Here is a 12774-nt window from a genome sequence, read left to right as displayed (position 1 = left end):
TACGAGGGCAAAATGGCATCATATAATGCGCGAAACCGCGACCCATTGCTGGACAGCACAACACAGGCAGCCCTGGAGCGACGCAGTAAGGAACTGATCGGTATCGCGCTGATCCTGTTGGGCTTGGCCGCGGCTGCGATGATCTGGTCCTATACGCCCGATGATCCCAACTGGATGGTTTCGACCGATGCACCGGTGCAGAACTGGATGGGACGGGTGGGCGCGTCTATTGCAGCCCCCTTGTTCATGATCGTGGGCTGGGGAAGCTGGGGCATCGCGCTTGTTCTGGCTGGATGGGGTCTGCGTTTTGCGGGCCATTTCGGTGAAGACCGGGCCATTGCCCGCCTGATCTTTGCCCCGATCTGGATCGCTGTAGCCTCGGTTTATGCCGCTACCCTTGTTCCCGGTGCCGAGTGGCGTGTAACGCATAGCTACGGTTTGGGCGGTTTGTTTGGCGACACGGTCATGGGCGCGTTGCTGACGCTGTTGCCGATCTCCTCGCATTTTCTGGTCAAACTGATGTCTCTGGCCATGGCCGTCGGTATGACCGCGCTGGGTGTTTTTGTGCTGGGCTTCACCAAGGCCGACGTGAAACGTGGCTTCCGGGCCTTCATCCTGGGCCTTGTGATGTCTTATGACATGCTGATGACGCTGATGGGGCGCGGTGCGGCTTCGGCCGCGCAAGCGGCACGGGATCGCCGGGCGCAGTGGGAAGAACGCAAGCTTGCTCGGGCTGAAGCGGTCGAGGCGATGTTTGACGACGAACTGGTCTATGCCGACCCTGTTTTTGAAGAACCTGAATTGGGACGCCCTGAACCTCCGGTCAAATCGGGCCTGTTGGCGCGAATGCCGTCGCTTATCCGTCGCCCCGATCCAATGCCCGAACCCGAGCTGGTGGACCCGGAACCGATCGCGGGCTTTGACGACATGCCCGGCGAAGATCGCATCCGCTCCAAAATCTCGGCCGCCGTGCGAAATCGCAAGGTTGCTGTGGGCGAAATGACACCCGAGCCAGATCCCAGCCTGCCGTTGACCAAAGGTCGTGGACGCCGTCCCGATCCGCTGATCCTGAACCAGCATACCTTGTCCGAACTGCCCCCGGAACCGCCGGTGACGGCGTATGGTCTGCGCCCCGAGCCGCAGGTGTCCACTGGTGACACGCCAGAGGCACCAGAGCCTGCTTTGATGGGTTATGAGGCCGGGACGGAACAATACGACTACGCGTCCGAGTTGGATATCGATGATGAATCGGTTTTCGAGGATGTCGCCGATGCCATGCCGCAACCGCGTCAGGCGATGAAGATCCCAGTGGCTGAACCGCGGAAGCCTGTGGTGGCGCAGCCCGTGCGCCGGACACCGTTGCCGTCCCGTCGTGCGCAGGCCGAAGCGCAACCGGCATTGTCCTTCGAGGAACGACACTCTGATTTTGAACTGCCGCCTCTGGGCTTATTGTCCAACCCCGCAAATATCCAGCGCCATCACCTGAGCGATGAGGCCTTGGAAGAAAACGCGCGGATGCTGGAAAACGTTCTGGACGATTACGGCGTCAAGGGTGAGATCGTCAGCGTACGCCCCGGCCCGGTCGTGACCATGTACGAGCTGGAGCCCGCTCCGGGCCTTAAGGCGAGCCGTGTGATCGGTTTGGCAGACGATATTGCGCGCTCGATGTCGGCCCTTTCGGCACGTGTTTCGACACTGCCCGGCCGTTCGGTGATCGGGATCGAGTTGCCCAATGAAAACCGGGAAATGGTGGTTCTACGCGAAATCCTCGCCAGCCGCGATTTCGGCGATGGCAATCAGGCGCTGCCGTTGGCGCTGGGCAAGGATATCGGCGGCGCGTCCGTGGTGGCGAACCTGGCCAAGATGCCTCACCTGCTAATCGCCGGGACCACGGGTTCGGGCAAGTCGGTGGCGATCAACACGATGATCCTGTCGCTGCTTTACAAGCTGACGCCGGATGAATGCCGCCTTATCATGATCGACCCCAAGATGCTGGAACTGTCGGTTTACGATGGCATCCCGCATCTGCTGTCGCCCGTTGTGACCGATCCGAAAAAAGCGGTCGTGGCCCTGAAATGGGTCGTGGGCGAAATGGAAGACCGCTATCGCAAGATGTCCAAGATGGGCGTGCGCAACATCGCTGGCTACAATGGCCGTGTGAAGGATGCGCTGGCCAAGGGCGAGTTGTTCAGCCGCACGGTGCAGACCGGGTTTGACGATGAAACCGGTGAACCAACATTCGAGACGGAACAATTCGCGCCCGAAGCGATGCCCTATATCGTCGTCATTGTTGATGAGATGGCCGATCTGATGATGGTCGCGGGCAAGGAGATCGAAGCGTGTATTCAGCGTCTGGCGCAAATGGCGCGGGCCTCGGGTATTCACCTGATCATGGCCACACAGCGCCCGTCTGTTGACGTGATCACCGGCACGATCAAAGCCAACTTCCCGACGCGGATTTCGTTCCAGGTGACCTCAAAAATCGACAGCCGTACCATTTTGGGCGAGATGGGCGCCGAGCAGCTGCTGGGGCAGGGCGACATGCTTTACATGGCCGGTGGCGCCAAGATCACCCGATGCCACGGGCCGTTTGTGTCGGATGAAGAGGTCGAGGAAATCGTCAACCACCTCAAACAATTCGGCCCGCCCGATTACGTGGGCAGCGTTCTGGATGGACCGGCCGAGGACAAGGTCGACAACATTGACGCCGTTCTGGGGCTGAATACAGGTGGCAACACGAACGGAGAAGACGCGCTGTACGATCAGGCGGTGGCAATTGTGATCAAGGATCGCAAATGCTCGACCTCTTACATTCAGCGGAAACTCGCCATCGGGTACAACAAGGCGGCGCGGCTTGTTGAGCAGATGGAAGAGGAAGGTGTTGTTTCGTCAGCAAATCATGTCGGGAAACGCGAAATCCTCGTCCCCGAGCAATAGGATATTTAATAACAAGGGCAGACAGCCTATCTGTACGGCATGAAACAGACTGCTTTTGCCCTTGCTTTGACACTGGCTGCACCAGCCGCCTGGGCGGCGGAAAAACTGCCGCTTTCGCAAATCTCAAGTTACCTGAACGGATTGAAAACGGTTCAGACAACGTTCACGCAGGTGAATGATGATGGCTCGTTGAGCACCGGGCAGCTGTGGATGCAGCGCCCGGGCAAGATGCGGTTCGAATATGACCCGCCCAACAGCGCTGTGGTGCTGGCGCGCTCGGGCAGTGTACAGATCTTTGATCCCAAATCGAACCAGCCGCCCGAGCAATACCCGCTGAAGCGCACGCCGTTATCCATTGTGCTGGCGCGCAATGTGAATCTTGATCAGGCCAATATGGTTGTCGGCCACAGCTTTGACGGCACGGCCACAGTGGTCACTGCACAAGACCCCAAGAACCCTGAAGCAGGCCGGATTGAATTGATGTTCACCGATAACCCGGTCGAACTTCGCAAATGGGTGATCCATGACAACGCGGGCAGTCAGACCACAGTTCTTCTGGGCGCGCTGACCGAAAGCGATGACCTGGATCAGGGCCTTTTTTCGAACAAGGAAAGACGCGGGTCAGTCAATCGCTGACCCGTTGAGTATGACTCAGTACCGGCAGTTCGCCAATTGCGCCTGATACAGTTGCGCGCGTGCGTCCACGTCATTGGCCACGCTCAACAACCATGATTTGCTGTTGTGGGTGCCGCGTGCGTACCCCGTGTGGCCTTCGTGATAGGCCAGGTATTGATTGCGTGTGTCGCCGGGGTGGATGCCGTTGCGCTCATAGCTTTTGTTCATATACCAGCCGATGAAGTCCGACGCGTCGCGGATGCGATCCCGCTTGGCCCGACGCTTGCCGGTTTCGCGCTGATATTGATCCCAGGTGCCGTCCAGTGCTTGGCTGAACCCATAGGCGCTGCTTTGCCGCCCCATCGGGATCACGCCCAGCACGTAACGGTGCGGGGTACGTGCATCGTGGCGATATCGGCTTTCCTGATAAATCGTTGCCATCTGAACGTGAACCGGAACACCCCATTTCTGCTCGGTGCTTTTGAAAGCCTTGATAAAATCCGGTCGCTCGTGCGCAATACTGCACGCGTCGTTCAGTTTGCTGGGCGGTTGTTTTGACCCGCCGCCACAGGATGCCAAAAGCAGCACCCCGAAGAGTACGATAAGAATTCTGCTCATGTGCCTCATGCCTTTTTTGTTTATTCTAGCGTAGATTGAGCTCTGAGGAAATCACAATCGCTACAAAACAATGGCAAGAATTACGGGTAACGCCGCCACGGAAAGCACAGTGGACACCATGACCATGCCGGCAACGGCATCGGAATCGGCCTCAAATCGTTCTGCCAGCAAATATGAGGTCACAGCGACCGGCGTACAAATTTGCAGGACCAGAACGCCAAAGGCGACAGTGTCCAGATCAAACAACACTCCAATCCCCCAGCCCAACGCAAAGCAGACGATAAGTTTCAGGACTGACAACCAGAGTGCTTGCCCCAGACTGCGCGAGGTCAGGCGGGCGATTGCCACACCGACCGTGACCAACATCAGCGGAACAGCCATTTGCCCCAAAAGCTCTAACGTGTTGGTTAGAAATGTCGGAGTTTGCCACCCTTGCCACAAAAACACTGCACCCAGAATGGTCGCCCACGCCATCGGCTGGCGCAAGACTTGTCCCCATGCGCCTTTTCCGGCGACTAGGTATATTCCATAAGTGAAAGAAAACAGCGCAGTTACAGACAGAAAGATGACTGCGTAACCCAAGCCAATCTGTCCGAACGCAAAGATACATAGCGGCAAGCCAAGATTGCCGGTATTGCCGAAAATCAGCGGTGACAGGTACGTGCGCTGATCCAGTTTCAATACGCGAACCAGCAACCAGAACACCCCTGCCAGCAGAAGATTTGCGACCAGGGTCGCGGATGTGAAACGCGACAAATCTCCGCCCGGGATGTCGGTTTGCATGAGCGCAACAAAGATCAGACTGGGCATTGCCAGCGTCGTTGCAAAGCGTGTCACAAATTGCAGCCGGTATTCGAACCCCAGTTTGACCCAGGTAAAGCCAATGGCTGCCAAGAGAAAAACCGGGGCCACGATTTCGAACACTGTCAGTATTAGGTTCACAGACTGTTTCCCTGAATTTCACATCAATGATTGGCATTTCGGGCCAAAAACCGTTAGTAAATGCGGTGGGGGCTGAAACAATGTTAAAGACACGCGCGAAATACGGATTGGGCCAGGTGGTCCGTCACAAGAAACACCCTTTTCGAGGGGTGATTTTTGACGTGGACCCAGAGTTTTCGAACACAGAAGAATGGTATCAGGCCATTCCGGAAGACAGCCGTCCAAGGAAAGAACAGCCGTTCTACCACCTGTTGGCAGAGAACGACCAATCCTTCTATGTTGCTTATGTTTCAGAACAAAATCTGGTTGCAGACTATTCCGGCGAGCCGGTTGAACACCCGGATATCTCCAACATGTTCGGCCCATTCGAAGACGGTGCCTACCCTCTGCATTTCCACCTGAACTAGGTCTGGCGAACCGGTCGGCATTGTACTGCCGCTGATCAGTATCCAAGGGCACACCCATCCTTGCGCGGGTCGCTGGCACCTTCCAAAACACCGTCTTTTCGGATTCGGATCGCTTGCGCTCCACCAAGCGGAGTTTCCGGAACTTCAATATTGTGGCCGATTTCAGACAATTGTTTCGCCACTTCTTCAGAATAGCCCCGCTCCAGTTTCAGGACATTTCCATCAAAAAAGGCACGCGGCGCGTTGATGCTTTCCTGTAGCTCCAGCCCAAAGTCCCTAAGGTTCGAAACGAAACGCGCGTGCCCGGTCGGTTGATAAGCACCGCCCATGACGCCGAATGGCATCGTGACACGGTCATTCTCGGTCAACATCCCCGGTATGATCGTGTGCATCGGGCGCTTGCCACCAGCCAGTTCATTGGGGTGACCCGGCTGAAGCGTGAACCCCGCGCCCCTGTTCTGAAGCAAGATGCCGTATCTCTCGGACGCGATCCCTGACCCAAAGCCATGAAAGATCGAGTAGATCAGCGACACAGCCATAAGGTCGCGGTCGACCACTGTGATATAGACCGTGTCTTTGTGTATGGCTTCCGTCAAAGGTGCTGCTGCGGGCATTGCGCGTTTTGGGTCAATCAATGCCGCCAGCCTGACTGCTACATCCATATCAAGAAACCGCTCGGCCCGCGCGACATGATCGGGATCAGCAATAAACCGGTTGCGCGCGTCATAAGCCAGCTTGGTGGCTTCAGCCTCGATATGAACCCGTTCTGCTCCAAATGGATCCATACTGGCCAGATCCAACTGTTTTAGAATGTTCAGCAGCAGGATCGCGGTTGCACCTTGGCCGTTCGGCGGGTGTTCGACCAGATCAACACCCTTGTAGGCCCCGCGCATGGGCTGCGTTTCAGTGCACTTGGTGCGGTGGAAGTCCTCGGCGGTGTGGACACCTCCGAGTGCGGACAGAGCCCGGATCATATCCTCGGCAATGTCTCCTGAATAAAAAGCGTCGCGTCCCTGACTGGCGATCCTGCGCAAGACCTCAGCCTGACCGGGGGCGCGAAAGATCTGCCCGATTGCGGGTATTTGCCCATTGATCAGATAATGATCACGCGCAGCGCCCTGTAATGTAGCCGCCCCTGTTTTCCAGTCAAATGCAACCCGAGGGGCCACCGGAACGCCAGCATCGGCATAGTGGATTGCGGGTTCCAGAATCGCGCCCAGCCCCAAACGTCCTTCGGTTTCTGCAAGGTGACAGAAGGCGTCCACGGCACCGGGAACAGTCACCGCGTCCGGGCCGTTCAACAGTACAGATGACAGACCCTTGTCTCGCAAGGGCTGCGCCCGCGCGGCGGCCGGCGCGCGACCCGATCCGTTCAATGCGCGTATCCGGTTTTCGCCCGCACGGCTGAACAAAACGAAACAATCGCCCCCCAACCCGGTCATCTGCGGTTCGCAAATCCCAAGCAGAACTGCACCTGCAATCGCTGCGTCCATGGCGTTGCCGCCGCGCTCAAGAATATCGATTGCCACCTTGGCGGCCAGCGGGTGCGACGTTGCGCACATCCCCCGCGTTGCAAAAACTTCCGACCGGCCAGGTTTGTGCAGATCACGCATGGTGGGTTCTTTCTCCTTAAAACAGGGGAAAGCTATTCTCTGATTGCCGGTTGTCCAGTCAATTCAAGTTGGGGGGAGATCCTCGGCGCCGTTCACTGGGTGGGGGCTGTGATAATTGGCGCCGAGGGAAGCTATCTGAGCTACGAGTCACTGTATGGCGGCGATTTGCGGCGCGACAATGTTTCGAAAATGGCGTTATTGTGGCCAATTGCGGCTGATCACCCGTTCTTGTCAAAGTTAAATCGCAAGGATAGCCGATTGCACCCGTCGCGACGCTCATAACAGATATCGCTGGTAAGTTGATGAATCAGGAACCAGCCGAACCCGCCTTCGGGCAGATCCTGAATGCGGGTTCCCAGTGGTGCTGGTGTTCCGTCTGGTGGTTCGTAGCCGGGCAATGGATGGCCCGTGTCCGAGATCAGAATGTCCAGGCGGTTTCTGTCCAACCGGCATGTGACCTGAACCCCGGCCGGGGCCACGTCCATATAGGCATGTTCCACAACGTTGTTGATTGCTTCTGCCAGTGCGATCTTGACGTCGTCCGCCTTGTGCGGCGGCAACCCTCGTTTCGCCAGTCCGGCACTGAGTTTCGCAATCCCCGCGCTGGCTTCTGTTTCCGTTGCGGGAAAGCTCACTTCCAGGCAGGTAGCGTTACAAATGGGCTCCATGTTGTCGCACTCCTGCTCTTGTCACCTGTCCGGTTTCGACAGGGCGTCATCCAGTGTCGCAAACAACCTGAACACGGTATCCATGCGCGTCAGGCGAAAGACCTTTTCCACCACGGGCTGCGGGCCTGCCAGATCAAGCCTTCGGTTCAGCCCCAGTTGTTTCATGGAGGCCACGATTGCGCCCAGCCCGCTTGAATCGATGAACTCGACACCTGAAAGGTCAAGGACAACCCGATCAGCGCAGGCCTCGGTCTCTGCGCGCATGTCTTCTTTGAACTGAATGGCCATCGCAGCGTCGATCCGGTCAGAGTGAACGGTGATAATCTGTGTCGTACCGTCTGATGTGCTGGTCAGCCTCATGGTCCGGCCGCCCTCCAATCTGAAAATGAGTCGTAGAAATACGCTAGACGCGAATTCTTACCATTCTGTATTCAAGGACCGGACGACAGGAGGATTATCCGGATGAGAGATGTTGTTATTGCAGGTGCTGCCAGAACGCCAATGGGTGGTTTTCAGGGCATGTTCGACGGTGTCGCAGCATCCGAGCTTGGCGGCGCAGCGATTCGTGCCGCGTTAAAGCAGGCAGGGGCACAGACGGTTGACGAGGTGTTGATGGGATGTGTCCTGCCCGCAGGTCAGGGGCAGGCTCCGGCGCGCCAGGCGGGTTTCGCGGCGGGCTTGGGCGAGGAGGTTCCCGCCACCACGCTGAACAAGATGTGTGGTTCTGGGATGAAGGCGGCGATGATGGCCTTCGACCAGATCGCATTGGGTTATGCGGATACAATGGTCGCCGGAGGTATGGAGAGCATGACCAACGCGCCCTACCTGCTGCCGAAAATGCGGGGCGGTGCGCGCATCGGTCATGGTCAGGTGATCGACCACATGTTCCTTGACGGGCTGGAAGACGCCTATGACAAGGGCCGCCTGATGGGAACCTTTGCCGAAGACTGCGCTGAGGCGTATCAGTTCACCCGCGAAGCGCAGGATGAATATGCCTTGAAATCCTTGTCCAACGCACTTTCCGCGCAAGAAAGCGGTGCTTTCGCGGGCGAGATCGTCCCCGTCACAGTGCGCACGCGAAAGGGTGAGGTTGTACAGGTGGCTGACGAGCAACCCAAATCTGCCCGTCCCGAGAAAATTCCGACGCTGAATCCCGCTTTCCGCAAGGACGGGACAGTGACCGCCGCCAATTCCTCGTCAATATCCGACGGCGCGGCGGCGCTTGTTCTGGCATCGGCTGAGACGGCAGAAGCGCGAGGGCTGACAGTTCGGGCTCGGATTCTGGGACATGCCAGCCATGCGCAGGCGCCCGGACTTTTCACGACTGCGCCGGTTCCGGCGGCGCAAAAGCTCCTGTCCCGCATCGGTTGGAACAAGGATGATGTCGACCTGTGGGAGGTCAATGAAGCCTTCGCAGTTGTGCCGATGGCTTTCATGCACGAGATGGGATTGCCGCGCGACAAGGTAAACGTAAATGGCGGTGCCTGTGCCTTGGGCCATCCTATAGGAGCATCTGGCGCCCGTATCATGGTCACCTTGTTGAACGCGCTCGAGAAACGAAATCTCAAGCGGGGGGTTGCTGCAATCTGCATCGGCGGCGGTGAAGGAACAGCTATCGCGATCGAACGCATTTGACCCTTCATCTTTTTCGAAATACTCCGGGGGTTCGGGGGCAGAGCCCCCGGGGGTTTTCCAAGGGGTTCGGGACCTATGACCGTCGATTACAGTACGCTGGCCAGTACAATTGCAGCATTGACCGAAGGCGAAACCGATCAGGTTGCCCTGATGGCCACCGTTGCTTGCGAGGTCCACTATTCTGACGACCGTTTCGACTGGACCGGGTTTTACCGGGTGACAGAACCGGGCTTGCTGAAAATCGGCCCCTACCAGGGCGGGCATGGCTGTCTGGTCATCCCGTTCGCGCGCGGCGTCTGCGGGGCGGCAGCGCGCACTGGCGAAGTGCAGCTGGTGCCGGATGTCGACGCGTTTCCGGGTCACATCGCTTGCGCCTCGTCCACCCGATCCGAACTGGTTCTGCCGGTCCGGAGCGCAGCGGGCGAGTTGATTGCAGTTTTCGACATTGACAGCGACCAGCCGGATGCTTTCACGCAACAGGATGCGCAAAATCTGGAAGGCATTCTGACCGCGGTGTTTGCGGCCTGCTAACCTCTGGCGTCGTTGCGGTCTTGCATCAAGACAGGGGATTTCCGGGCGATTGGACGGCCCGGCGGACTTCGTCTTGCAAGCTTCGAAGCGATCTCCTACCAAAATCCATAGCTAAGTTTCGTTTTGGGGTGTTTCTCAGGGATGCAAGAGTCTGACATCAATCTGACGGTCGCGGATGAAGCGCCCAAAAAAGGGATCAGACGCGCCCATATGGCGACATTCCCTGATCGCGTCGGCGTATTGCCCCAATCGGTGGCAAGCATCGCGCCGCAGGTCGACAGGGTTTTCATCTGCCTGAACGAATATCAGGATGTGCCTGATTTTCTGGGCGAGTTCGATAACGTCACGGCCGTGATCCCCGGGCGGGACTACAAGGATGTCGGCAAGTTCATTTTCCAACCTGATCCGGCAGACACCGTTTTTCTTGTCGACGACGATATCGAATATGCGGACAACTATGCCCGTCAGACCATACGCCGGGCGCGGGGCGTGGGACTGGAAAAGCGTGTTTTCGGCTATCATGCCACGACATTCACAAATCCCACACCCAAGTCGATACGGCAGCGCACGTTGTTGCGCATGAATCAACGGCTGACCTACTCGACCAGAGTACACCAGCTGGGAACCGGAACCGTCATGTTGCCCGGGTCGCTGTTCCCAACGCTGGATTACATGGAGGGCAGCGAGAAGTTTGTCGATGTGCGTTTTGCCCGCTACTGTTTTGAAAATGACATCGAAATGTGGACGCTGCCCAGAAACCGCCGCCGCTTTCCCAGCTTGCTTGCCGGGCTTGAGCCGGAAAAGCGTGAAACGATTGCTGACAGTTTCACCCGTCGTTGGCCTCAACATGTGCTGGATGAAGTGAAGGTTTTTGCCGGCCTTCAATTCTAAAGCCAGACGGGCTGTCCAGGATCAAGGGTGATTCAGGACGTGCCCCCGGCGTGAAGGATCGCCGATGTCGCCGCGGCGCGACAGGGGAGCGGCATGTGATATCTTTCCGAAATGATATCACTGCACGAAGAATGCTGAAATCCGGCTGCTGCTTCCCTGCGACTGTCTGGGTTTCGGGGCCTTACGCGCCAGCTGACCATTAACTCCGTTGTCGGCAAGCTGTAGTGGTCAACGTCCAAATAAAAACGGACGTGAAAAATCACTTGGAAATTTCACCAACTTGCTCCATCGTGAAAAACGAGGAAAAAATTTCACGAGAATCGGAGCGGCCTGTGAACAGCCAAGCCCCCCAAAGCGCGACACTAGGTGCTGACCTGCGGGCCTTGCGCAAGGCCCGGGGGTTGACCCTGACCGAGATTGCAACTCGGCTGGATCGCTCTGTCGGCTGGCTCAGCCAGGTTGAGCGTGACATGTCTGAGCCGTCGATCTCGGACCTGAGGCAGATCGCCGAATGCCTTGGCGTACCCATGTCGATGTTGTTTGCGCATTCGGCGGCACCTGCGGACGAGCAGGGATATGTCGTGCGTGCCGGCTCGCGCCGGCCCATGGGGTCGGGCGAGGAAGGGTTGATCGAAGAACTGCTCTCGCCGGATCTGACCGATGATTTCGAAATGGTACATTCTACCTTCAAACCCAACTCGCAGATGCAGACACCGGCCAATCGTCCGACACAGGAAGTCGGATACATGATCTCGGGCAAGTTGGACCTGACAATCGGGGCGCGCGCGTTCACGGTTGGGCCAGGTGACAGTTTTCGGATCCGACACGAACCTTATCAATGGGCCAACCCTTACGACGAGCCCGCTGCGGCCATCTGGGTCATCGCCCCGCCGGTCTACTGATGTCGTTCGAAGCCTGGACCATATTTGCGTTTTTCTGGGTGGTTTTCGTAACCACGCCGGGCCCAAATGCGGTCAATTGCATCTCGAACGGGATGAGCCTTCCGTTCCCAAAGGCAATGCTGGGCGTATTGGCAATTCTCACGCAAGCCAGCGCCTTTCTGATCCTGTCTGCGCTGGGTGTGACGGCGCTGATCGCCGCATCGCCGACCGGGTTCTTTGTCGCCAAGCTGATTGGTGCGGGGTTTTTGATCTGGTTGGGCATTCGCGGATGGATGAATGCAACAAAACCCGCACCAGCCTCCAAGCGTCCGGCGCGACATGTCTATCTGCACGCGCTGGCAGTGGCCACGATCAATCCCAAAAGCGTCGCCGGATACCTGGCCGCGTTTTCGCAGTTCGTTCAGCCCGAGGTCCCGGTCTGGCAGCAGATGGGGGTTATCATGCCTACCGCGCTGATCATCACCACACTCAGCTACACCGGCTTTACGGCGCTGGGCGCCTTGATGGGCAGGGCAGCGCTGAGCGCCGTGTTCAATATCTGGGTGCGCCGGATCATGGCGGCCTGTTTTGTCATCTACGGTGTGTTGTTGGGAACCAGCACCACACCCGCAACAAAGGGGTAGTCAGATGCACAAGGGATCCTGCCTTTGCGGCTCGGTCGCGTTCACGATTGACGGAGACCTGTCGCTGCCTTCGGTCTGCCATTGCGGACAGTGCCGCAGACAGTCGGGCCATTTCTGGGCTTCGACCTCAACCCATCAGGACAACCTGAGTTTCTCGGCCAGCGACACGCTAAGCTGGTATCGCGCGTCTGACATCGCCCGACGGGGGTTCTGCAGCAAATGTGGCTCGTTTCTCTTCTGGCAACACAACCAGGAGGACACGATTTCGATCTCCATGGGCGCACTCGATGCTCCCACGGGTTTAAAGCTCTCAAAGCACATCTTTGTGGCTGACAAGGGCGACTATTACGACATCACGGACGATCTGCCTCAAGAGGCACAGTAACAGGGAT

14 protein-coding genes are annotated in these 12774 nt (G+C 57.6%); 9 read left to right on the top strand and 5 right to left on the bottom strand.

The window, feature by feature from the left end:
* The first annotated feature begins 12 nt into the window (after positions 1-12).
* Together ACR0BF_RS15220 and ACR0BF_RS15215 are read left to right on the top strand one after the other, a co-directional pair.
* Positions 13-2937, top strand: a complete 2925-nt coding sequence (locus ACR0BF_RS15220) for a DNA translocase FtsK (RefSeq protein WP_480625236.1) — start codon at positions 13-15, stop codon at positions 2935-2937.
* Between the two features lie 39 nt (positions 2938-2976).
* Complete coding sequence (locus ACR0BF_RS15215; protein ID WP_480625235.1) at positions 2977-3573, top strand: LolA family protein; 597 nt, start codon at positions 2977-2979, stop codon at positions 3571-3573.
* Between the two features lie 15 nt (positions 3574-3588).
* Here the strand turns inward: ACR0BF_RS15215 and ACR0BF_RS15210 are convergent, their stop codons facing one another.
* On the bottom strand, positions 3589-4170 hold the full coding sequence (locus ACR0BF_RS15210) for a transglycosylase SLT domain-containing protein (RefSeq protein WP_209504968.1): 582 nt from the start codon (positions 4168-4170) through the stop codon (positions 3589-3591).
* A gap of 60 nt (positions 4171-4230) precedes the next feature.
* Positions 4231-5112 carry an AEC family transporter gene (locus ACR0BF_RS15205; protein ID WP_480493874.1) on the bottom strand — a complete coding sequence of 294 codons (882 nt, stop codon included), beginning with the start codon at positions 5110-5112 and terminating at the stop codon, positions 4231-4233.
* 80 nt (positions 5113-5192) lie between these two features.
* On the opposite strand from ACR0BF_RS15205, the gene hspQ reads away from it, so the two are divergent.
* Positions 5193-5519 (top strand): heat shock protein HspQ, encoded by a 327-nt coding sequence (gene hspQ, locus ACR0BF_RS15200; protein ID WP_209504966.1) that lies wholly within the window; start codon positions 5193-5195, stop codon positions 5517-5519.
* A 35-nt stretch (positions 5520-5554) separates the two neighbouring features.
* Here hspQ and ACR0BF_RS15195 read toward each other — a convergent pair whose 3' ends face one another.
* The 3 genes from ACR0BF_RS15195 to ACR0BF_RS15185 form a co-directional block, all read right to left on the bottom strand.
* The gene (locus tag ACR0BF_RS15195) at positions 5555-7132 is read right to left on the bottom strand and encodes a gamma-glutamyltransferase family protein (RefSeq protein ID WP_480625234.1); all 1578 of its coding nucleotides are present in this window, start codon (positions 7130-7132) and stop codon (positions 5555-5557) included.
* A gap of 218 nt (positions 7133-7350) precedes the next feature.
* The gene (locus ACR0BF_RS15190) at positions 7351-7800 is read right to left on the bottom strand and encodes an ATP-binding protein (RefSeq protein ID WP_480474132.1); all 450 of its coding nucleotides are present in this window, start codon (positions 7798-7800) and stop codon (positions 7351-7353) included.
* A gap of 21 nt (positions 7801-7821) precedes the next feature.
* A complete protein-coding gene (locus ACR0BF_RS15185; RefSeq protein WP_480517828.1) occupies positions 7822-8160 on the bottom strand; it encodes an STAS domain-containing protein in 339 nt (112 codons plus the stop codon).
* A 102-nt stretch (positions 8161-8262) separates the two neighbouring features.
* Here ACR0BF_RS15185 and ACR0BF_RS15180 point away from each other — a divergent pair, with 102 nt between their 5' ends.
* The 6 genes from ACR0BF_RS15180 (at position 8263) to ACR0BF_RS15155 (ending at position 12767) form a co-directional block, all read left to right on the top strand.
* Positions 8263-9435, top strand: coding sequence for an acetyl-CoA C-acyltransferase (locus tag ACR0BF_RS15180; RefSeq protein ID WP_480517826.1), 1173 nt, complete (start codon positions 8263-8265; stop codon positions 9433-9435).
* 75 nt (positions 9436-9510) lie between these two features.
* Positions 9511-9966: a GAF domain-containing protein gene (locus ACR0BF_RS15175; RefSeq protein WP_480625233.1), complete on the top strand. Its 456-nt coding sequence runs from the start codon at positions 9511-9513 to the stop codon at positions 9964-9966.
* 141 nt (positions 9967-10107) lie between these two features.
* On the top strand, positions 10108-10857 hold the full coding sequence (locus ACR0BF_RS15170; protein WP_480625232.1) for a hypothetical protein: 750 nt from the start codon (positions 10108-10110) through the stop codon (positions 10855-10857).
* A gap of 332 nt (positions 10858-11189) precedes the next feature.
* Complete coding sequence (locus tag ACR0BF_RS15165) at positions 11190-11759, top strand: helix-turn-helix domain-containing protein (protein ID WP_480625231.1); 570 nt, start codon at positions 11190-11192, stop codon at positions 11757-11759.
* On the top strand, positions 11759-12382 hold the full coding sequence (locus tag ACR0BF_RS15160) for a LysE family translocator (RefSeq protein ID WP_480625230.1): 624 nt from the start codon (positions 11759-11761) through the stop codon (positions 12380-12382). The genes ACR0BF_RS15165 and ACR0BF_RS15160 overlap by 1 nt, the downstream gene beginning before the upstream one ends.
* Before the next feature lie 4 nt (positions 12383-12386).
* Complete coding sequence (locus ACR0BF_RS15155; protein ID WP_480474125.1) at positions 12387-12767, top strand: GFA family protein; 381 nt, start codon at positions 12387-12389, stop codon at positions 12765-12767.
* Positions 12768-12774: the final 7 nt, after the last annotated feature.

It is taken from the genome of Ruegeria sp. AG7, assembly GCF_056541545.1.
Note: the sequence above shows the minus strand (reverse complement) of the source record. Positions and strands in the feature narration are given on the sequence as shown.